The 20887-nt window shown below is 69.2% G+C and carries 21 protein-coding genes; 9 read left to right on the top strand and 12 right to left on the bottom strand.

Annotated elements, in window-relative coordinates:
• The first annotated feature begins 61 nt into the window (after positions 1 to 61).
• The gene (locus ACY48E_RS15090) at positions 62 to 688 is read left to right on the top strand and encodes a TetR/AcrR family transcriptional regulator (protein WP_462873044.1); all 627 of its coding nucleotides are present in this window, start codon (positions 62 to 64) and stop codon (positions 686 to 688) included.
• A gap of 87 nt (positions 689 to 775) precedes the next feature.
• On the opposite strand, the gene ACY48E_RS15085 is transcribed toward ACY48E_RS15090, so the two are convergent.
• A complete protein-coding gene (locus ACY48E_RS15085; protein ID WP_462873043.1) occupies positions 776 to 2263 on the bottom strand; it encodes an aldehyde dehydrogenase family protein in 1488 nt (495 codons plus the stop codon).
• 5 nt (positions 2264 to 2268) lie between these two features.
• A complete protein-coding gene (locus ACY48E_RS15080; RefSeq protein ID WP_462873042.1) occupies positions 2269 to 3804 on the bottom strand; it encodes an acyl-CoA synthetase in 1536 nt (511 codons plus the stop codon).
• A gap of 206 nt (positions 3805 to 4010) precedes the next feature.
• On the opposite strand from ACY48E_RS15080, the gene ACY48E_RS15075 reads away from it, so the two are divergent.
• Genes ACY48E_RS15075 through ACY48E_RS15065 form a run of 3 tightly spaced genes read left to right on the top strand, consistent with a single transcriptional unit; the run spans position 4011 to position 6466 of the window.
• Positions 4011 to 4892: an enoyl-CoA hydratase-related protein gene (locus tag ACY48E_RS15075; protein WP_462873040.1), complete on the top strand. Its 882-nt coding sequence runs from the start codon at positions 4011 to 4013 to the stop codon at positions 4890 to 4892.
• The gene (locus ACY48E_RS15070; protein WP_462873039.1) at positions 4889 to 5602 is read left to right on the top strand and encodes a TetR/AcrR family transcriptional regulator; all 714 of its coding nucleotides are present in this window, start codon (positions 4889 to 4891) and stop codon (positions 5600 to 5602) included. Before ACY48E_RS15075 ends, ACY48E_RS15070 begins: the two co-directional genes overlap by 4 nt.
• Before the next feature lie 36 nt (positions 5603 to 5638).
• Positions 5639 to 6466, top strand: a complete 828-nt coding sequence (locus ACY48E_RS15065) for an exodeoxyribonuclease III (protein WP_462873038.1) — start codon at positions 5639 to 5641, stop codon at positions 6464 to 6466.
• 20 nt (positions 6467 to 6486) lie between these two features.
• On the opposite strand, the gene ACY48E_RS15060 is transcribed toward ACY48E_RS15065, so the two are convergent.
• The gene (locus ACY48E_RS15060) at positions 6487 to 6807 is read right to left on the bottom strand and encodes a GNAT family N-acetyltransferase (protein WP_462873103.1); all 321 of its coding nucleotides are present in this window, start codon (positions 6805 to 6807) and stop codon (positions 6487 to 6489) included.
• A 138-nt stretch (positions 6808 to 6945) separates the two neighbouring features.
• On the opposite strand from ACY48E_RS15060, the gene thiD reads away from it, so the two are divergent.
• Positions 6946 to 7797, top strand: coding sequence for a bifunctional hydroxymethylpyrimidine kinase/phosphomethylpyrimidine kinase (gene thiD / locus ACY48E_RS15055; RefSeq protein ID WP_462873102.1), 852 nt, complete (start codon positions 6946 to 6948; stop codon positions 7795 to 7797).
• On the opposite strand, the gene ACY48E_RS15050 is transcribed toward thiD, so the two are convergent.
• The 6 genes from ACY48E_RS15050 to thiO form a co-directional block, all read right to left on the bottom strand.
• Complete coding sequence (locus tag ACY48E_RS15050) at positions 7794 to 8582, bottom strand: adenylate/guanylate cyclase domain-containing protein (RefSeq protein WP_462873037.1); 789 nt, start codon at positions 8580 to 8582, stop codon at positions 7794 to 7796. The genes thiD and ACY48E_RS15050 overlap by 4 nt on opposite strands.
• Positions 8583 to 8592: 10 nt before the next feature.
• Positions 8593 to 9387 (bottom strand): ABC transporter permease, encoded by a 795-nt coding sequence (locus tag ACY48E_RS15045; RefSeq protein WP_462873036.1) that lies wholly within the window; start codon positions 9385 to 9387, stop codon positions 8593 to 8595.
• Positions 9384 to 10319, bottom strand: a complete 936-nt coding sequence (locus ACY48E_RS15040; RefSeq protein WP_462873034.1) for an ABC transporter ATP-binding protein — start codon at positions 10317 to 10319, stop codon at positions 9384 to 9386. The genes ACY48E_RS15045 and ACY48E_RS15040 overlap by 4 nt, the downstream gene beginning before the upstream one ends.
• A gap of 155 nt (positions 10320 to 10474) precedes the next feature.
• Positions 10475 to 11239, bottom strand: coding sequence for a thiazole synthase (gene thiG, locus ACY48E_RS15035; protein WP_462873033.1), 765 nt, complete (start codon positions 11237 to 11239; stop codon positions 10475 to 10477).
• Positions 11232 to 11450 (bottom strand): sulfur carrier protein ThiS, encoded by a 219-nt coding sequence (gene thiS, locus ACY48E_RS15030; RefSeq protein ID WP_462873032.1) that lies wholly within the window; start codon positions 11448 to 11450, stop codon positions 11232 to 11234. Before thiS ends, thiG begins: the two co-directional genes overlap by 8 nt.
• On the bottom strand, positions 11447 to 12526 hold the full coding sequence (gene thiO, locus ACY48E_RS15025) for a glycine oxidase ThiO (protein WP_462873031.1): 1080 nt from the start codon (positions 12524 to 12526) through the stop codon (positions 11447 to 11449). The genes thiS and thiO overlap by 4 nt, the downstream gene beginning before the upstream one ends.
• A gap of 24 nt (positions 12527 to 12550) precedes the next feature.
• Between thiO and thiE the strand changes: the two genes are divergently transcribed.
• Positions 12551 to 13240: a thiamine phosphate synthase gene (thiE, locus tag ACY48E_RS15020; RefSeq protein ID WP_462873030.1), complete on the top strand. Its 690-nt coding sequence runs from the start codon at positions 12551 to 12553 to the stop codon at positions 13238 to 13240.
• A 59-nt stretch (positions 13241 to 13299) separates the two neighbouring features.
• Here the strand turns inward: thiE and ACY48E_RS15015 are convergent, their stop codons facing one another.
• Together ACY48E_RS15015 and ACY48E_RS15010 are read right to left on the bottom strand one after the other, a co-directional pair.
• Positions 13300 to 13713 carry a DUF5313 family protein gene (locus ACY48E_RS15015; RefSeq protein WP_462873029.1) on the bottom strand — a complete coding sequence of 138 codons (414 nt, stop codon included), beginning with the start codon at positions 13711 to 13713 and terminating at the stop codon, positions 13300 to 13302.
• Between the two features lie 342 nt (positions 13714 to 14055).
• Positions 14056 to 14760, bottom strand: coding sequence for an NUDIX hydrolase (locus ACY48E_RS15010; RefSeq protein ID WP_462873028.1), 705 nt, complete (start codon positions 14758 to 14760; stop codon positions 14056 to 14058).
• 47 nt (positions 14761 to 14807) lie between these two features.
• Here ACY48E_RS15010 and ACY48E_RS15005 point away from each other — a divergent pair, with 47 nt between their 5' ends.
• Genes ACY48E_RS15005 through ACY48E_RS14995 form a run of 3 tightly spaced genes read left to right on the top strand, consistent with a single transcriptional unit; the run spans position 14808 to position 19445 of the window.
• Positions 14808 to 16127, top strand: coding sequence for a hypothetical protein (locus ACY48E_RS15005; protein ID WP_462873027.1), 1320 nt, complete (start codon positions 14808 to 14810; stop codon positions 16125 to 16127).
• Positions 16127 to 17110 carry a glutamate ABC transporter substrate-binding protein gene (locus ACY48E_RS15000; RefSeq protein WP_462873026.1) on the top strand — a complete coding sequence of 328 codons (984 nt, stop codon included), beginning with the start codon at positions 16127 to 16129 and terminating at the stop codon, positions 17108 to 17110. The genes ACY48E_RS15005 and ACY48E_RS15000 overlap by 1 nt, the downstream gene beginning before the upstream one ends.
• 28 nt (positions 17111 to 17138) lie before the next feature.
• Positions 17139 to 19445, top strand: coding sequence for a serine/threonine-protein kinase (locus ACY48E_RS14995; protein WP_462873025.1), 2307 nt, complete (start codon positions 17139 to 17141; stop codon positions 19443 to 19445).
• Positions 19446 to 19454: 9 nt separating this feature from the next.
• Here ACY48E_RS14995 and ACY48E_RS14990 read toward each other — a convergent pair whose 3' ends face one another.
• A complete protein-coding gene (locus tag ACY48E_RS14990) occupies positions 19455 to 20819 on the bottom strand; it encodes an HNH endonuclease (RefSeq protein WP_462873024.1) in 1365 nt (454 codons plus the stop codon).
• Positions 20820 to 20887 lie beyond the last annotated feature (68 nt).

The following is a 20887-nucleotide window of genomic DNA, read 5'->3' as shown; positions in this document are numbered from 1 at the left end:
CACTGGAACACGGAAACGCTTAATGTTTCACTGATCCTGATTTGGAGAGTACACTACAAAAGTGAGCACGCCCACAAGTACTTCGACGGAAATTTCTGCGCTGCTGCGTGGAAACAACTCCCCCGAGGTCGACGCGATCCTCGACGCTGCGGAAGAGCAGTTCAGCGAAGTCGGTATCCGTCTGACCACCGTGAACGACATCGCCCGGCGTGCCGGGGTGGGGCGGGTGACCGTCTACCGCAGGGTCGGCAGCGTCGACGACGTGGCCGCCGCCCTCACCGCGCGCAGCGCCAGTCGCCTCTTCGCGCGCATCATCGACAGCGCCGAGGCCGCGCAGACCGTGGACGCGCTGATCGGCGACATCTTCGCCGACACCATCCTCGACATGCGCACCAACCCGGTCTGGAACCGGATGCTCACACTCGAGCCCGAGACGTCGCTGAAGAAGATGACCACCGAGGCCGGCGACATCCTGGCCGCAGCCACCTGGGCCGTCACCACGATCCTCGACTCCGCCATCACCCGGGGCCTCGTGGAGCCCGTCGAGGACATTCACGGGCGCGCCGAGCTGCTGGTCCGGCTCACCCACTCGGTGGTGATGACCCCCAACGTGCTGCTCCCGATGGACACCCGCGAGGAACTCGCCTCGTTCGCCCACGACCACCTGCTACCGCTGGTCATCGCGTAGGGGCAATCACAGCCTGGACACAGCAACGCCGCGGTCTCGAATCAGACCGCGGCGTTGTCGTGTCCGCTCCGTAGGCTCGGCCGTCCCTCAGCTGTGCCGCAGGGACACCACGCGACGCAGAATCGGCATCACATGCTTGGCGCGCCGCAGCGCGACCAACTGGAAGCCCGGGATCGCGAAGCGCTGGTTCACCACCGAGCGGGGGCGAGTGAACTCGAGCAGACCCTCGAGGCCGTGCACCCGACCGAATCCGCTGGCACCGACACCGCCCATCGGCACCGCACCCATGCCGGCGAAGGCCACCACCGAGTTGATGCACACCTGACCGGCGCGCAGGCGCTCGGCGATCTCGGGTCCGTGCCCCCGGGAGAACACCGACGCGCCGAGGGCGTAGTCGCTGTCGTTGGACAGCGCCACTGCCTCGTCGATGTCGTCGACAACGCGCACGGTGATGGTGGGCCCGAAGGTCTCCTCCCGGACCGCTGTCGAGTTCTCCGGAGTGTCGACGAGCAGCACGGGTTGGATCACCCGATCCCCCACGGACTCCCGGCCGCCGACCAGTGCCCTCGCCCCCTGCGCGAGGGCGTCGTCGACGTGCCCGCGCACCACGTCCACCTGTGCGGGCATGGTCATCGGGCCGTAGGTGGCACCACTGTCGCTGCCGCCACGAACGCCGTCGAGTTCGGCGCGCAGCGCAGCGAGGAACGGCTGCGCCACCTTCCGGTGCACGTACACCCGCTCCACACCGACGCACGTCTGCCCGGCGTTGGTGAACCCACCCCACGCGATGGCGGTTGCCGCGGCGCCGATGTTCGCATCGTCGGCCACGATCGCCGGGTCCTTGCCGCCGCACTCGAGCAGCACCGGGGTCAACGTCTGGGCGCACTGCGCCATGACCCGCTTACCCGTGGCGGTCGAGCCGGTGAAGCCGATCTTGTCCACGCCGGAGTTGCACAGCGCCGAGCCGGTCTCGCCGTAGCCGGTGACCAGTTCGATCACACCGGTGGGCGCATCGGGGTTGGCGATGTAGAACGTCTCGACGTACTTCGCGGCGATCGCCGGGGTGTACTCGCTGGGCTTGAGCACCACCGTGTTCCCGGCGGCCAGGGCGAAGGCGGACGAGCTGTTCGGCAGGTACAGCGGGTAGTTCCACGGCGAGATGATGCCCACCACGCCCAGCGGCTCGTGCGCGACGGTGGCGGTGTAGTTGGCGAACAGGATGCCCGGGCTCACGCGCCGGGTGTCGAGCGCCTTCTTCGCGTTCTTGGCTGCCCAGCGCAGGTGCTCGACCACCAGCACCACCTCGAGGACGCCGTCCGCGACCGGCTTGCCGTTCTCGCGGTGGATCAGGTCTGCGAACTCGTCGACCCGCTTCCAGATCTCCTTGCGCCAGCGGGAGAGGTGTTCGAGGCGACCGTCGACGCCCTGGGCCTGCCACCACGTCGTCGCCGCCCGCGCACGAGCGACCGCGGCGGCCACGGCGTCGGCATCGAAGACGTCGAACTCACCGACGGTGGTTCCGTCGGCCGGATCGGTGGAGACGACGGTGTCCACCGGCGCGGTACTCGCGCGCATGGTTGTCACTGGGCACCGGCAGATGCGTAGGAGTCACGCAGGTTCCGCTTGAGCACCTTGCCGGCGCCGGAGATCGGCAGCGCCTCGACGAAGTCGACCGAACGCGGCGCCTTGTAGCCGGCGATCCGTTCCTTTGCGAACTCGCGGATCTCCTCGGCGGTGGCCTCCGCTCCGGGCATCAGCACCACCACGGCGTGCACGCGCTCACCCCACTCGGGATCGGGCAGACCGATCACCGCGCACTGCGCAACTGCGGCGTGCTGGCTCAGCGCGTTCTCCACCTCGGCGGAGTACACGTTCTCGCCACCGGTGATGATCATGTCCTTGATGCGATCGACCACGAAGACGTAGCCCTCCTCGTCGAGGTACCCGCCGTCGCCGGTGTGCATCCAGCCGTCGTGCAGGGCGTCGGCGGTCTCGGCGGGCTTGTTCCAGTAGCCCTTCATCACGTGGCCACCGCGGGTACAGATCTCACCGACGGTACCGGCGGGCAGAGTGTTGCCGTCGGGATCGACGATCTTGATCTCCGAGTGCGGGGCGGCGCGTCCGCCCGAGCGCAGACGCGCGCCGACGTGGTCGTCGGGGAGCAGCAGCGAGATCACCGGGGCGGTCTCGGTCATGCCGTACGCCTGGGTCATCCGCACCCCGGGGAATCGCTTCATGGTGCGCTCGAGAACGGCCTCGGTGATCATCGAGCCGCCGTAGAGGATGCGCTCCATGGACGAGACGTCGTAGTCACCGACCGACGGGTGGTCGACGAGCATCTGGATCATGGTGGGCACGAGCAGCACGTCGGTGGGCTTGTGCTCGGCGATGGCCGAGAGCACCGCGGTGGGCTCGAAGAACGGCACGATGATGTGCACGCCGCCCTTGATCAGCTGACCCGCCCAGGCCGCGAGGTCGGCGAGGTGGAACATCGGCGCCGCATGCAGGAAGCGTGCGTTGCCGCTGAGGAGCTCGCCGGTCGAGACGGTGCCCAGTGCCGAGGTCACCATGTTGGTGTGGGTGAGCATCACACCCTTGGGGAAGCCGGTGGTGCCGCCGGTGTAGAAGATGCCGGCCAGGGAGTCCCCGCCGCGACGCGCATCCTCGATGGGCTCGGAACCCTCGATCAGGGACTCGTAGGCGATCGTGCCCTCCGGGGTGGGTCCGTCGCCGCAGTGAATGATCGTGGTGAGGTTCTCGCACGCCGCCTTCAGGGCCGGGATCATCGGGGCGAACGCATCGTCGATGAGCAGCACACGGGTGTCGGAGTCGTTGATCGAGTACGAGATCTCCGTGGGGCTCCAGCGAATGTTCACCGGGTTGAGCACGGCGTCGGCCCACGGCACGGCCACGAGGTACTCGGCGTAGCGGTCGCTGTTGAGCGAGAGGATGGCGACGCGGTCGTCCTTCGCGACGCCGAGACCCTGCAGGCCTGCAGCCAGCCGCGCGACGCGGTCGATGTGCTCGCGGTACGAGCGGGTTCGCGGCCCGTAGATGGTGGCGGGCGCGTCCGGGGTGGCCAGAAGCGCGCGGTGCAGGCCTTGGGTCAGGTACATCGTCTACTCCCGTGTGAGTGTGAGTGTGCGTGTAGTCGTGTGAGTGTGAATATGGGTCATTCGGGACGAATCGGACTGCGGTGACAGTGTGGCCTCGCCGCCGATCCCGAGACCACGTTACCCCGGTCACTATTGTTGGCGTCCTGCCAATAGTGCACAATCGGGTGGCGCTCGGTCAACAGCTACGCCCAGAAAGGCCCACATTCGTGTCCAGCGACATCAGCGACAGCGACATCTCCTACAGCGACATCTCCTACAAGGTCGAGGACGGCATCGCGACCATCAGCCTCGATCGTCCTGAAGCCCGCAACGGCTACACCCTCACCATGTCCGACGAACTCGCCGATGCCCTCACCAGGGCCGACGAGGACACCGCTGTCCGCGTGGTCGTTCTCACCGGCACGGGCAAGGACTTCTGCGTGGGGGCCGACCTCTCGGGCGGCTCGTTCGACACCGGCACCGGCGAGGACGGCACAGCCTGGCAGGAGCCTGCCGGTCGCTGCTCGAAGAAGATCTACGAGCTCAACAAGCCCGTCATCGCTGCCCTGCGCGGCGCGGCCGTAGGCGCCGGCTCGACGATCATCCTTTCGTGCGACTACCGACTGGGCTCGACGGACTCGCGCTTCGGTTACGTGTTCTCCCGCCGCGGGATCTACCCAGAGGGCGGCTCCACCTGGTACCTGCCGCGTCTGGTGGGCATGGGCACCGCCTCCGACTGGCTGATCAGCGGCCGTCTGATCAGCGCCGACGAGGCGCTCGCCGCCGGTCTGGTCAGCGCCCTCCACGATCCGGAGAAGGTGCTCGACGAGGCCTACGCCCTGGCGCGCGACCTCATCGCCAACACCTCACCCGTCTCGGTGGCCGTGGTCCGGCAGATGCTGTTCCAGCTCAGCGGCCTGGACTCGCCGTACCCCGCGCACCTGTGCGACTCGGCGCTGATCTCCAAGCTCGCCTCCAACCCCGACGCGTACGAGGGGGTTGCGTCGTTCCTGCAGAAGCGCGCCCCGAACTTCCCCCTCAGCGTGCCCGCCGATCTGCCCGAGTGGAAGTCGGCTGCCTTCGACGAGAACGGAACGCTGCGGGGGTGACCGCGGCCGAGGAACCGAGGTGGCGGCGCCTCGGGCCGGACCGCCGACGCGAGGAGCTGCTCGCGTGTGCGGTCCGGCTGTTCTCCACGCGCACCTACAGCGAGGTCTCCGCCGCGGACATCGCCGCGGCGGCCGGGGTGGCGCGCGGGCTGATCAATCACTATTTCGGCACCAAACGCGACCTGTACCTCGAGGTGGTGCGCCAGGCGTCGGCAGTGCCGCCGCTCGAGAAGGACAAGCTGTCGTCGGGCACGCTCGAGCAGCGTGCCGCGGTGGCAGTCGAGTGGTTCCTCGACTCACTGGAGGAGCGCGGCGGAACCTGGTTGCGCGCGACGGGCGTCTCCGGACTCGGTGACGACGAGGCCATCGACGAGATCCTCTTCGCCGCCGAGGGCCAGGCCGTGGACCGGGTGCTCGAAGCCGTCGGACTGGCCGAGCACGGGCACAAGAGCGAACTGCGCGCACTCATCCGCGCGTACGGGCAGCTGGCGACGGCCGGCGGGCGCGAGTGGCTGATCCACCGCAAACTCTCCCGGGCACAGGTGGAGAAACTGCTGCAAACCACCTTGCTGACCGTCGTTCGCGACAACGCTTCCGCTCTGCTCCAGGAGGACAATGCGTCCGCGCTCCAGGAGGACGATGCGTCCGCGCTCCAAGAGGACGATGCCTCCGCGCTCGAGCAGAACGCCTCAGCCCTGCTCGAGGGGTGAGCATGCCGGGCGGGTTCATCGTGTTGGATGGACCCCGTGCGAATTGCCACCTGGAACGTCAACTCCATCCGCTCTCGGATCGACCGCGTCAGCGCCTGGCTGGTGCGCTCGGAGGTCGACGTGCTGGCCATCCAGGAGACCAAGTGCAAGGACGCTCAGTTCCCGTACGAGCGGTTCACCGACATCGGCTACGAGGTGGCGCATGTGGGAACCAGCCAGTGGAACGGCGTGGCCATCGCCTCCCGGGTGGGTCTGGCGGACGTGCAGGTGGCCTTCGACGGCCAGCCCGGGTTCCGCAAGCCCGAGCCGACGGACGGGCTGGCCCTGCCCGTGGCCGCGGACCCGCCGCCGGAGGCCCGTGCGATCGCCGCGACGTGTGGGGGCGTGCGAATCTGGAGTCTGTACGTGCCCAACGGCCGTGAGCTGACCGACCCGCACTACGAGTACAAGCTCGCCTGGCTCGAGGCACTGCGCCGCGAGGGCGCATCATGGCTGGCCGCCGACCCCGCCGCGCAGGTGGCGCTGATGGGCGACTGGAACGTCGCACCCACCGACGACGACGTGTGGGATCCGGCGCTGTTCGAGGGCCGGACCCACACCTCGGCGCGCGAGCGCGAGGCGTTCTCGGCGATCGTGGAGGCCGGGTACGCGGATGTGGTGCGCCCGCACACGCCCGGTCCGGGGGTCTACACGTTCTGGGACTACACGCAGCTGCGCTTTCCCAAGAAGCAGGGCCTGCGCATCGATTTCGTGCTGGCGTCACCGACGCTGGCCGAGCGCGTGCTGGGCGCCGCGATCGACCGTGAGGAACGCAAGGGCAAGGGCGCGAGCGATCACGCGCCCGTGGTGGTCGAACTCGCCTGACCCCTGCTCCGCCCCGCCGGTCAGGCCTCCATCAGGTCTCGGTACTGCGGGTTCTCGGCCACGAACCGCTGGACGTACGTGCACACCGGCCGCACCTTCCAGCCGTATGCCCGTGCGCGGTCGAGCGACTGGCGCACCATGATCGCAGCGAGGCCGCGGTGCCCGAAGTCCTCGGTGATGACCGCGTGCATGAAGCTGACCACGGGATGTCGACGGCTCCGATCGGTGCGGTCGACCGGGAAGTACCCGACGATGCCGACAAGATCGCCGTTGAGCCGAAGTTCGAACCGGTTCTGGTCGGCATTGTCGGTCACATCGGTCACCGGGGCATCCGAGATCACTGTGCTCACCGCACCCCTTCGTTGCAGAATGACGCTCGACAAATGTGACCTGTGACACTATTCCACAGCGTCGTGAACTCCGCTCATCAACGAACTATTTCCCGTACTCACCGACTGGTGCCCGGTAGGTTCGGCGGGGTGATCACCCTGCCCGTGCCCGAAGATGCCGTCACCCCCCGTCGCGTTCTCACCATCGCCGGTACCGACTCGGGCGGGGGCGCCGGAATCCAGGCCGATTCGCGCACCATGGCCCTGTGCGGGGTGCATGCGTGCGTCGCCGTCGCCGCCGTCACCGTGCAGAACTCACTGGGCGTCACCGCATTCCATGAGATCCCCACCGACATCGTCACCGGTCAGGTGCGGGCCGTGGTCTCCGACATCGGTATCGGCGCCGCCAAGACCGGGATGCTCGCCTCCACCGCCATCGTCGAGGCCGTCGCGTCGGTGGTCGACGAGATGGGGATCGGACGTGACCGCGACATCCCCCTGCTGATCGACCCGGTGTGCGCCTCCATGCACGGCGACCCGCTGCTGACCGCCGAGGCTCTCGAAGCGGTCAAGACTCTGCTGATCCCGCGCGCCACTCTCGTCACACCCAACCTCGACGAGGTTCGTCTGATCACCGGCATCGACGTGATCGACGACGCCACCGCACGCGCCGCGGCCGTCGCCCTGCGCGAGATGGGTGCCCAGTGGGCCCTGGTCAAGGGCGGGCACCTGCGCAGCGCCACCACCAGCACCGACATCCTCTACGACGGGGACACCTTCCGTGAGTACGTGCGCCCGCGCATCGCCACCACCCACGATCACGGCGGCGGGGACACCCTCGGAGCCGCCATCGTCTGCGCGCTCGCCCACGGCCACACCGTTCCCGACGCCGTCGACTTCGGCAAGGACTGGGTGACGCGCTCGCTCGCCGCCGCCTACCCCCTCGGCGGCGGTCACGGCCCGGTCTCACCACTGTGGCGGCTGAACGGTCCCAGCAGCTAGATCAGGCGGAAGATCCGCACGTCGTCGGGCACACCGGCCATCGCCGGGGCGAAGAGGCCCCGGCGGTACGGCTTGACCGTCAGGCCCAGTTCGGTGAGCAGTTCCGGGCTCAGTGCCGCCAGCGTCGCGTTGCTGATCATCAGGTGCCCGTCGCCCCCGGCGGCCATGACGCGCGCCGCGACGGTGACGTCGACGCCCAACCAGTCCGAGCCGATGGCACGCGGCGATCCGGTGTGCGCGCCGACCCGCATGCGCGGGGTGTACCCGTCCAGTTCGACCTCGGCGAGGGCCGCCCGAGCGCGGGCGATGCCGCGCACCGCCTGATCCGCGCTGTCGAAGGCAACCATCACGCCGTCGCCGAGGCGCTTGACGATCGTGCCGCCGCAGGCCTGCATGGCCGGCTCGATCGCCGCCGCGACCCGGCGCAGCAGCAGCAGGGTGTCCTCGTCACCGGCGCCGAGCGACCAGGTCGAGAACCCGACCAGGTCGGTGAACACGATGGTGGTCTCGGTGGCGCCGCGCCCCCGGCCGGTTCGTTCGAGCAGCGACTGCCACACCTGCAGCGCACCGAGGCTGATCTCCCGGGTGGCGCGACCCTCGTCGGTGATGCGGTCGGTGGCCCGCGCGACCATGCGCGCGGCTCCCGGCCCGGCGGTCGAGAGAGGATCGCCGAAGGTGGGATCGCCCGGCAGGATCGCGCGAATCCTGCGGGCGACCTCGATGGCGCGCGACGAGCGATCTATCCCTGCCACCCATGCCAGCAGATCGGCACGGGTGGGAGGCATGTCCGAAATGCTAGGCGTCTCGCCGGTTGACGACGACCAGGGCCACACCGAACACGACGACCACCCAGCCGGCGAAGTACACGAGAGAACCGATCGGACCCCAGTGGAACTTCACCCCGCCGCCCTGCCCGAGGAAGTTGTTCGCGTTCAGGAAGGGAAGGAACGGCTGCACCGCCCGACCGAAACCACCGAAGAGACCGAAGAGGTTCTCGATCAGCAGCGGCCACAGCAGCAGCAGGGCGATCGCCGCGGCGGACTGCCGCAGCAGGGCCGCCACCCCGATGGCCAGGAACACGCACAGCACCGCGTAGATCGGCACCGAGTACACCCCGCGCCAGCGCTGTTCGGTGTCGAGCACCAGGTTGACCCCGGCGTCCGGTCCGGCGAGGGCCTTGGTGACGTAGAACGCGCCGAACGACAGGGCTGCGGTGAGGACGATCCCGAGCACACCGATCAGCGCGGCCTTGGTGGTCAGCACCGCTGTGCGGCTGGGGACGGCCTGGAACGTGGTGCGAATGATGCCGAAGCGGTACTCACTGGTCACCGCCAGTGCAGCCAGGATCATCAGCACCAGCACCCCGAACCCCGACACGCCGGAGACGGCAGCGGCGGTGTCGGGCAGGAACGGCTGGAAGTCCGGGTTTCTGCCGCTGGCCACGTCCTGCTGGGCGCTCGTCAGCGACGACTTCGACGTCGCGCCGATGATCGCGCCGAGCCCGAGGCCCAGCACGATGATGATCGCGGTGCACCACCAGGGTGAGCGGGTGGTGGTGAGCTTGATTCGTTCCGCCTTCAGCACGCTCACAGTCCGCCTCCCATCACGTCACCGTGGTACTGCACGTCGTCGCCGGTCAGTTTCATGAACGCTTCTTCCAGGGATCCGCGCTGCGACGACAACTCGTGCAGGGCGATCGAGTTCGCGGCGGCAATGTTGCCGACGGCATCGGTGGTGGTGCCGGTGACCAGGAACGACGGCGCCGTCGGGTCGAAATCGTCCGGGTGGTGCACCGCCAGCCCGGCGGCGGTGACGGCGGCACGGAGGGCGTCGAGCTGCGGGCTGCGCACTCGCACCGAGGAGTCCGACGACCTATCGACGAAGTCCTTGACCGAGGTGTCGGCAACCAGGCGACCACGCCCGATCACCACCAGGTGCTCGGCCGTGAGCGCCATCTCCGAGAGCAGGTGGCTCGACACCAGGACGGTGCGCCCCTCCGCGGCGAGGCGCTGCATGAAGGTGCGGATCCAGACGATGCCCTCGGGATCGAGGCCGTTGACAGGCTCGTCGAAGAGCAGCACCTTGGGATCGCCGAGCAGAGCACCGGCCAGACCCAGACGCTGGGACATGCCGAGGGAGAATCCGCCGGCGTTCTGCTTGGCCACCTCGGTGAGGCCGACCAGGCGCAGCACCTCGTCCACGCGGGAGGAGGCGATGTTGTTGGACGCGGCCATCCATTGCAGGTGAGCGCGTGCGGAGCGGTTGGGATGAACCCACTTGGCGTCGAGGAGCGCTCCGACGGTCTGCAGGGGGCGCTTGATCTTGCGGTACGGCAGACCATCGATCAGCGCCGTTCCCTTCGTGGGGGTGTCCAGGCCGAGGATCATCCGCATGGTGGTCGACTTCCCGGCGCCGTTCGGTCCGAGAAATCCGGTCACGATTCCGGGCTTGACGCTGAAGGTGAGGTCGTCCACCGCCTTCTTCTGCCCGTACTGCTTGGTCAGGCCTCGTACTTCGATCATGTCGGTAACGATGTCAGACACCGACCACCCTCCGCACCCTCGCCGGGTCTCGAACGGGTTGCAGTCTCGTGAGAACAGCCTGAGAGCGCAGGTCACGACGTACCATGTGGGCCGCGGCGATCGCGGAGCAGACCCGAGTTGCCTCCGCTCGGTCGTCAGTCGAGATCCGGAGACGACGCCTGCGCCCAGAACCGCTTGGGGATCCGCCCTGCCAGGTAGGCCTGGTGACCTGCCTGGACCGCGTGCGCCATCGCGGAGGCCATCAGCGGCGGGTTCTTCGCCCGCGTCACCGCCGTGGCCAGCAGCACGGCCGAACACCCCAACTCCATGGCCAGCGCCGCGTCACTCGCGGTTCCGATGCCCGCGTCGAGGATCACCGGCACCCCGGCATCGGCGGTGATCATCTCGATGTTGTGCGGGTTGGCGATGCCCAGGCCGGTGCCGATCGGCGAGCCCAGCGGCATCACCGCCGCGCACCCGATGTCCTCGAGGCGGCGGGCCAGCACCGGGTCGTCGGTGGTGTACGGCAGCACCACGAACCCGTCGTCGACGAGTTCTTCTGCGGCCCTGACCAATTCCACCGCATCGGGCAGGAGGGTGCGCTGGTCGGCGATGACCTCGAGCTTGATCCACGACGTGCCCAACGCCTCACGGGCGAGGCGGGCGGTGAGCACGGCCTCCGCGGCGCCGCGGCACCCGGCGGTGTTGGGCAGAGGATCGATACCCAGGCGGGTGAGCAGATCGAGCACACCGGTGCCGCCGGTGGAGTCGACCCGGCGCATCGCCACCGTGGTCAACTCGGTGCCCGACGCGACGAGGGCCTGCTCGAGCACAGCCATGTTGGCGGCGCCGCCGGTGCCCATCACCAACCGGGAGGTGAAGCTGCGGTCGGCGATGACCAGGGGTGGCAGATCAGCCACCCTGGACCGCCGTCAGCACCTCGATGCTGGCGCCGCGGGTCAGTTCCTCGTCCCACCGGCACGCGGTGAGCACCACACCGTCGATGGCAACGGCAATTCCCTTGTCGGGCAGCGACAGCGCGGCCAGCATGACGCGCACCGTGGTGCCCGCCTCGAACTGGTGCTCCTGCCCGTTGACGGTCACGCCCACCGGGATCGATGTTCGAGTCATGTTGTGCACCTTTCGTTGTCGTGGATCCTGTAGGGGGCGACCGATCCCGGTCGGAGGAGATCGCCGACCACCGCGTCCGCTGTGAGGGGAGCGAGCAGCATGCCGTTGCGGGCGTGGCCGGTCGCCACGATCACCTGCTCGCTCACCCGCTCGACGATCGGGGTGTTGTCGGGGCTTCCCGGCCGCAGCCCGGCCGCGCTCTCGACCAGCTCGTAGTCACCGAGACCGGGGAAGAGGCGCTCGGCGTCGGCCAGCAGGTCGCGCACCCCGGCGACGGTGACGGCGGTGTCGTCGCCGTGCTCGTACTGCGTTGCGCCGATGACCATTCCGTCTGCTCGCGGCACCAGATACACCGCGCGACCGTGCACCGAGGCCCGCACCGTTCGAGTGGGCCACGGCATCGATCCGGGCCGGGCGCGCACCCGCAGGATCTCGCCCTTGACCGGGCGCACCGGCACCGTCGGGCGCAGCGCCGCGGTGGCCCACCCGGCAGCGAGCACCACCTGCCCGCCGCCGGCGAGAGCGCCGAGCGCGTCGGGGTCGAGCTCGGCGGGATCGACCCGGCGGGGCACCATCGCCACCCCCAGGGCACCGCACGCGGTCAGCAGTGCGGCGAGCACCGCCCGATTGTCGACGGCAAGTTCTGCCGGTGCGTAGAGCGCACCCCGGACGGTGTGTGCCAGTGCAGGTTCGAGCTCACGAACGCGCCGGCGGGAGAGTAGCTCGACGTGGTGTCCGCGACCGCCGACGTATTCGGCGACGGTCTCGATGTCGGCGATGTCGGCGGTGTCGAACGCACATGTCAGCGATCCGTGAGCGGTGACGAGACCGTCGCCGAGATCGGCAGCGAAACCCGGCCACAACTCGAGCGCGCGGGTGCCCAGCTCGAGCAGATGGTCCTCACCCGGCCAGCCCTCCGAGAGCGGTGCCAGCATGCCACCGGCAACGTGCGACGCACCCGACGCCACCGCCGGGTCCATCACGGTGACACCGAACCCGGCCACGGCGGCGCGCCAGGCGATCGAGAGACCGATCACACCTGCTCCGACCACGGTCACCGAGCTATCGACGGGCACCAGCAAAGACTACCGTCGGCGGGTGTGAGGACACCGGCCACTGCGCGCGAACGGCTCGACGACGCGCGGCTCTATCTGTGCACCGACGCGCGACGTGAGATCGGCGATCTGGCGACCTTCGCGGAGAAGGTCCTCAGCGGCGGCGTCGACGTGATCCAGCTGCGCGACAAGGGCTCGCCGGGCGAGGCGCAGTTCGGTCCGCTCGAGGCCAAGGACGAACTGGCTGCACTCGAGGTGTTGGCCGCCGCGTGCCGCCGCCACGGAGCGCTGCTGGCGGTCAACGATCGAGCCGACATCGCCTACGCCGCGGGTGCGGACATCCTGCACCTCGGCCAGGGCGATCTGCCGGTGCGGCAGGCCCGTCGGATCGTCGGTCCGGACGTGCTGATCGGGCGCTCGACACACTCACGTGCGCAGGCCGCCTTCGCCGAGACCGAGGACGGTGTCGACTACTTCGCGTGCGGTCCGGTATGGCCCACGGCCACCAAACCCGGCCGCGCCGCGGCCGGTATCGAGACGGTGCGGCAGGTCGCGGAGTCACGCCCGAGTCGGCCGTGGTTCGCGATCGGTGGGATCGACGGCGAGAATCTCGACGCCGTGCGGGCCGCCGGGGCCACCCGCATCGCGGTGGTCCGGGCGCTCACCCGCGCGCGCGACCCGCATGTTGCCTCGCGCGATCTGGCGGCCGCGATCCGGTCCGGGCTGCCCGGGTAGCCGAACACCTGCCGTCGGCACGCGCGCTGCGGTAGTGACCGTGGCCCGGTAGCGCTGAGTCAGGACCGACGGTACGCATCGAGATAACGGCTTTTGACCTGCGCCAACTCTCTCTCCTTGCGCGGGTTCGCCAAGTCCGGGTCCAACTGATGACGTACGAGGCGTCGCTGCCTGTTCGAGTCCATGTACGACGCTGAGAAGAAGACCGAGAGCAGAACCGCCAGCAGAACCATCGAACCGCGCAGCCACAGTTCACCGGGGAAGGCCATGAAGGCTGCATAGATCGGCAGGAACGGCACCTGGCCACGGATGAGGTGTCGGATCACCGCGCGATCTCCGGTCAGATCGTTGACCACCCAGTCGCTCATCGACGGCGGTAGGGCGCGACCGAAGCAGTACCCGATCCACTGCCATGGCGTGGGTCGAGTCCTGCCCGAGCGGACGGAGTGGTCGAGTTCATCCCTGTGTGGCATACGAGTACCTTCGCTTCCGGTTGTCGGAGGAATCGGCGGGCCGCCTACCGCGAGGCAGAACCCGCGCCTGAGAGTGATGGCGGCTACGTCCTGGAGAACATGCGTGAGAAGAGCCCCGACCGCCGGGGGTCGGCTTCGTGCCCAGCGCATCGTTCGGATACCGGTACGCCGCGCATCACCTGCTGGACGTGTCGACCACACCCTGCCCAGGAGGTCTTCCCGCACTTCTTGCACGTCACCGCTCTACACATGTCTTCTCCTCCCGCTGTTCCTGACGAACGTCAGTATACCCCCCGGGGTACTTTTTCATGCGCATTCAATCTTCATCGACATCGGGCACGGTCAGATCGCGGCCGGTCCGAGCAACTCGACACCGCCGGGTAGGTGCGCTGCGATCGCGGTGTCGGCGCTGATCACCACCACCGCGCTCACACCTTCGCGCGCGACGGTGCTCGCGGCCTCGGACGCCACCGACCCCGCCGGGGCGGTGATCACGCGCTGCGCCCAGCCGAAGTCACCCGACCGGAGCTCGAGCAGCCGGCGCACCGCCGCGGTGTCCACGGTGTCGGTGTCGAGCACCAGGTCCACCGGCGTACTGCGCAACCCCGGCCACGACGATGCGAACCCCGGGTGCAGCAGCAGCTCGTGCACGGCGGTCTCGGGCACCCACCGCAGATCGGTGCTCTCGTGGTTGGCGACGGTGACCAGGGCCTCGGCGGCCTCGGCCAACACGGTGGTGTAGGACCAGCCGCTGGGCACGCTGGCGGTGACGCGTTCGGCGCGCACGATGAGATCGTCCGCCGCGATGCCCGCTTCCTCCCACGCTTCACGGACCGCTGCCTCGGCGGTGCTCTCGTGGGAGTCGCGAGCCCCGCCCGGCAGCGCCCAGGTCCCGCCCTGGTGACTCCACGCTGCGCGATGTTGGAGCAGCACCAGCGACGCGCCGTCGGGACCCGGCGCGCGCAGCAGCAGCCCTGCAGCGCCGTGCAGTCCCCAGTGCCTGCTGCCGTCGCCGCCGACCACCCAGCCGTCCCCGTCGCCCTGCATCCCTCGAGCGTACGCAGATCACCCGAACAGCGCTTATGCTGGCCGACGTGGCAGTGCACGCGGGTGATGCCGCCGTGGACGAGCTTCTCGTCGAGACTGCTCGGGCAGGGCGGGAGTCCTCCCTGCTCTCCTCCACCCCCGCTCGTCTGGTCGCCATCGGGGTTCTCATCGCGGCCCTGCTGATCTCCACCGCGATCGTCACCACCGCAACCGTCGCCGGTCGGCAGAACATTCTCGGCGGGGTGCTCACCCGCTCGGAACCGCTCTCCGACGCCGCCCAGAACCTCTACGGCCAACTCTCCGTCGCCGACGCGGCCGCGTCGACGGCGTTCCTGGCCGGCGGGCTCGACCCCGGCCCGGTCCGCGATCAATACACCGCGGCCATCACCTCCGCGTCCACCGAACTGGTCCGGGCCGCGAACGGTCTGGATTCCACGGACTCCGAATCACGCACGCGTCTGGCCGAGATCGCCGCGGCGCTGCCGGTGTACGCGGGCATCATCGAGACCGCGCGCACCAACAACCGGCTGGGAAACCCCGTGGGATCGGCCTACCTGGCCGAGGCATCGGCGCTCATGCAGAACACCATCCTGCCGCGCGCGGAGAAGCTTCACTCCGACAAGTCCGCCGACGTGGCCGCCGCCCAGACACGGGTGACTCGCCTGGCCCCGTGGCCGCTCGCGCTGATCGTGGTCACCATCGTCTCCCTCGTCGTGGCGCAGGCGTACCTGGCCCGCCGCACCCGCCGAACCATCAACCCCGGCCTGGCCCTGGCCACGATCGCGATGGTGGGTCTGCTGGTGTGGATCATCGGAGCCGGCGCACTGTCGATCACCAACACCGAACGGGCACTCGACCGCGGCGCGCAGCCGCTGAACCGGCTCACCACCGCCCGCATCTACGCGCAGCAGGCACGCTCGGACGAAACCATCGGCATAGCGCGTCGCGGCGGGTTGACCGACTACGACGCGTCCTACGCCGCCGCGATCTCCGGCCTGTCCAGCACGCTCGAGGATCTCCGTGCGGCCGACTCCGTCACGGCCACGAACATCGACACCGCCCGCGACCTGCTCAACCAGTGGACCTCGTCGCACGCACGGATGAACGACACGATTGCCCGTGGTGATTTCAGCGGTGCGGTCAACATTGCCGTCGGCGCGAACCCCGGTGATTCGGCGGACGTGTTCGCTCGCCTCGACACCGAGTTACTGCGTGAGATCGACAGTGCACGCGAACAATTGCGCATACGGGCCGAGCGGGCGGGCACCGTGCTCCGGGGGCTGGCCGTGGGTGCGTCGGTGCTGTGCGGGCTGTCGATTCTCACCCTGGCCGGCGGCCTGGCCGTCCGATTGCGGGAGTACCTGTGATGGCGGCGCGGACCGGACTTCGGCGAACGGTGCTGGCCTTGATGGCCGCCGTTCTCGTGGGCGGGTGCAGTGCGCCACCGAAGGTGCCACCCGAGCCCGCGCCGGTGTCCGCGCCCGTACCCGTCCCGGACGGCACGGAGTTCGACAGCGATCAGACCACCTCGCTCGACGCCCGCCCGGTGGACTGTGGGAACCCGTATGCGAGCCTGCGGCCCGATCCCGCTCCGCCGCCGGGCAGCACCCCGAACGTCGACACCATCCGCGCGCGCGGACGGCTGATCGTGGGGCTCGACACCGGCAGCAACCTCTTCAGTTTCCGCGACCCGCTGACCGGCGCCGTGCAGGGCTTCGACGTCGACATCGCCCACGAGATCGCGCGCGATCTGTTCGGTGACCCCGACCGGCTGGACTTCCGCATCCTCGCCGCACCGGACCGCATGTCGGCGCTGACCACCGGCCAGGTCGACATCGTGGCCAAGACCATGTCCGTCACGTGTGCCCGGCGCCAGCAGGTGACGTTCTCGAGCGTGTACTTCGAGGCCGACCAACGGATCCTCACCGTCACCGGCTCGGGCATCTACAGCGTCGCCGATCTGCCGGGGCGCCGGGTGTGTGTGGCGTCGGGAACCACGTCCGCCGCCCGAATTGCGCAGGTCAACCCGCCCAGCAAGATCGTCTCGGTGCCCTCGTGGGCCGACTGCCTGGTGGTGCTGCAGCAGCGGCAGGTCGACGCGGTGAGCACCGACGACTCGATCCTGGCGGGTCTGGCGGCGCAGGATCCGTACCTGCGGATCGTCGGTGACAGCCTCGGTGCCGAGCAGTACGGCATCGGGATCACCAAGGGCCGGGACGACCTGGTGCGCCAGGTCAACGCCACGCTCGAACGTATTCGAGCGGACGGAACCTGGAACCGGATCTACGATCGGTGGTTGTCGGTACTCGGCGAGTCCCCGGGCGCGCCGTACCCGACGTACGTGAACTGACCACCGACACCCGGGACGGTCCGAGGCGATGGAAGACCCAGCGGCGACTGTTGCAGCCGAGCGCCCCGCCATGACCGTTGCCACCGAGCGCCCCGCCGCGACCGTCGGTGCCGAGCGCCCCGCCGCGACCGTCGGTGCCGTGCGCCCGGCGGCGACCAGCGCCCTGGTCCGCGAGAATCCGTCGGGTCCGATGCGTAGGGCACGCACCAAACGCACCTCGGGACAACGCCGCCGCCTGGGCAACGGCCTCGTCGAGGTGCCGCAGGTGGAGGTGGCCGATCCCGCGAAGGCGGTGATGGCCGACCCCCGCGTTCCCGAGAGCAAACGCTTCTGCTGGAAGTGCTCGGAGCCGGTGGGGCGCAGCCATGGCGACGAGCCCGCACAGTCGGCCGGCGAATGTGACCGGTGTGGAACGCATTTCGACTTCGCCCCGCTGCTCGAACCGGGCGTGATGGTGGCCGGGCAGTACGAGGTGCAGGGGTGCATCGCACACGGCGGGTTGGGGTGGATCTACCTCGCGATCGACCGCAACGTCTCCGATCGCTGGGTGGTGCTGAAAGGTTTGCTGCACTTCGGCAACGCGGAGGCCCACGCGGTGGCCGTCGCAGAGCGGCAGTTCCTGGCCGAGGTCACCCACCCCGGCATCGTCAAGATCTACAACTTCGTCGAGCACCCGCGCCCCGACGGCTCACGCACCGGCTACATCGTCATGGAGTACGTCGGCGGGCGGACCCTGCGGGAGATCATGAACGACTCCGCCGGCGACGGGTCGGGATCGACGATGCCCGTCGAGCAGGCGCTGGCCTACATGCTCGAGGTGATGCCCGCTCTGGCGTACCTGCATTCGATCGGGTTGGCCTACAACGACCTCAAGCCCGAGAACGTGATGGTCACCGAGGATCAGATCAAGCTGATCGACCTCGGCGCGGTGTGCGCGCTCGAGGACTACGGCTTCCTGTACGGCACCGCCGGCTACCAGGCTCCGGAGATCATCAGCACCGGGCCGACGGTGGCGTCGGACATCTACACCGTCGGCCGCACGCTCGCCGTGCTCACCCTGGACATGCCGAGCGAGGCCGGTCGCTACCTCGACGGCCTCCCCGCGGACGATCCGCTGCTGGCCGAGCGTGAGTTCTTCCGTCGACTGCTTCGGCGCGCCATCGATCCCGATCCCGCTGCACGGTTCACCTCCGCCGACGAGGCGGCGGCGCAGATGGCAGGGGTGCTGCGTGAGATCCTCTCGGCCGACACCGGCGACGCGCATCCCGCCCTGAGCACCGTGTTCTCCCCGCAGCGAACCACGTTCGGCACCGACGAGTTGATCGCCACCACCGACGTCTACCTCGACGGGCTCGAGCGTTCACCGCTGCTGAACACGCGCGATACCGTTGCGGCGCTGCCGGTTCCGCTGATCGACCCGTCCGAACCGGGGGGTCGCCTGATGGGTGCAGCAGTGCACAGCGAGCCCGAGCAGACCCTCGATCAACTTGCACACGTGCGCGCGTCGGTGGTGAGCAGTCCGCAGCTCGGGCAGGCACTGGCCTCGATCGAGGCCGTACTCACCGAGGCCCGCGCGTACCTGGATCTGTCCGAGGGGGAGGCCGCGCGCAGCGTTCTGCAGCGTATCGATTCCGTCGTCGGGAACTGGCGGGTCGACTGGCATCGGGGCATGGCGGCGTTGTTGACGGGCCGATACGCCGACGCCGCCGAGACGTTCGACCGCGTCCTCGACGCCGTGCCCGGTGAGATCGCCCCCAAGCTTGCGCTCGCCGCCACCGCCGAGCTGGCCGCGCAGCGGGCTGTCGCCGACGAGACCGAGCGGGCCAAGTGGGGCGACGACGCCGAGGCTCTCTACGCCGCGATCTGGCGCACCGATCGCGGAATCATCAGTGCCGCATTCGGTCTCGCTCGCCGCCAGAGTGCGCGTGGCGCGGTGATCGACGCCATCATCACCCTCGACCAGGTGCCGCCGACCTCCCGCCACTTCGCGATGGCCCGCATGACCGGGGTGCTGTCCCTGCTGTCGGGCCCGGCTGCGGATCTCGAGGAGGCGTCGCTGCACGAGGCCGCACGGCGGACCGAGTCTCTCTCACCTCGCGAGTCTCGCGCCCTGCAACTGCGCGCCCGTGTGCTCGGCGCGGCGCTCGAGTGGATGGAGGCAGGGCACACCCCGGAGTTCGACGGTGACCTGTTGGGGGTGGCCTTCACCCGCGAGGGCCTGCGGACCGGAACCGAGACCGCCCTGCGCTCCCTGGCCCGCACCGCCAAGACGCGCCGTCACCGCTACGCCCTGGTGGACCTCGCCAACGCCGTGCGACCCAGGTCTCTGTTCTGACGGCTTCCATCACGCCACCGCGTAGCCGGGTGCGCGGTGGGCGTCCGGGTCGGGCTCTCGCCCGCTCCGATCACCGCCCAGTGGGTCGCTTCCGATGGCCAGCGGTGTGGGCAGTGGCGGTGCGGTGGTGACGTAGGTGTGGCCAGGGGTGGCGTGGGTGATGGTGTGGCGCCCGGTTCCGGAAGCCGCTTCCGTCGTGGTGCGGTGGGTGAGGCCGGGGGCGTCCTTGATGAGGTTGCAGGTGGTGCAGCGTCCACCGCCGTTGTCGGCCGTGGTGGGTCCGCCGTGGCTGTGCGGGGTGGTGTGGTCGTGGTGCGCGATGGGATTGTCGCAGAACGGGGTTCGGCATATCCCGCCGTCACGTAGGTCGATCAGGGTGGCCAGGGCGGTGGGGAACGTGCGTGATCTCGACGTGGTGGCGGTCAGTGCCCCGGTGGTGGGCGTGGCGTAGATCAGCCGCAATGCGGTGGTGGTGTTTCCCGACAGATGGGCACGCGCTTGGTCGAGCTGCCCCGACAGTTCCGTGGTGGCGGCGGTGAGTGCTGCGTTGGTGGCGGTGAGGTCGGCGAGGTGCCCCACGAGGTCGAAGATCACGTCGGTGAGGTGTTCGGGGTCGGTGCTGTCGAGCTCTGCCACATACGAGGGTGGCGGTGGGAGTGGCGATCCTGGCGCCGGTGCCGGGCGTCGTCCTGATTCCGGTGGTCGCGATCCCTGCGGTGGCAGGTCGGTCAATTGGGCGTCGCGGGCGGCGGCTCCGTAATCGGGTGCACTCGGTCGAGGTGGGTCGCCGTCCTCGAGGATCGGCAGCGGGTCCGGCACCCGATCCGGGGCGCCAGGTGCCGGCGGCGCGAGGACCGACGTGTGCACCAGGCGTCGGGCCAGGGCCGCGGGGATGGTGGTGCCGTCCCCCAGGCGTGCAGCGCCGGAGCCACCGGCGAGAAGGGTGTGATCGGAGACCACCAGGCTTACGGTGAACGGCACTGCGTCTGCCACCGACTGTCCGGTGAGGCGGGTGACGGCGAGGTCGGTCATGATCTGGCCGTGACTGCGCCCGGCCGGGTCCCCGGTGGCGATGACCTGCGCTGCCCGCGCCCGCAAAGCGCCGATGATCGCCGCGCACTGCTCCACCGGGGCGGTGATGCTGATCCGCGCCATCCCGTCCGGGCATGGTGTGCACCCCACCCGCCGGCCCCTTACCGCGGCGTCCCGTCGCGCGGTGATGCTGTCGGAGTCGATGGCACTGACCCATGCAGTGATCACATTGCGCAACGTAGCGGTGCCCGCGCCCACCACCTGGTCTCGGTGGTCGCGAATGTGTTCGTCCAGGGCTGCGCGGCCCTCCGGGTCGAGTACCGCTGCGGCATCGGCGATCACGTGAGCAGAGCTTGTCAGATGGTTTGTGTGAGGCAGGTGTGTTCCTGATTGAAAGCCGAGACACTGAT

This window comes from Rhodococcus sp. AZ1 (assembly GCF_054979605.1).
Note: the sequence above shows the minus strand (reverse complement) of the source record. Positions and strands in the feature narration are given on the sequence as shown.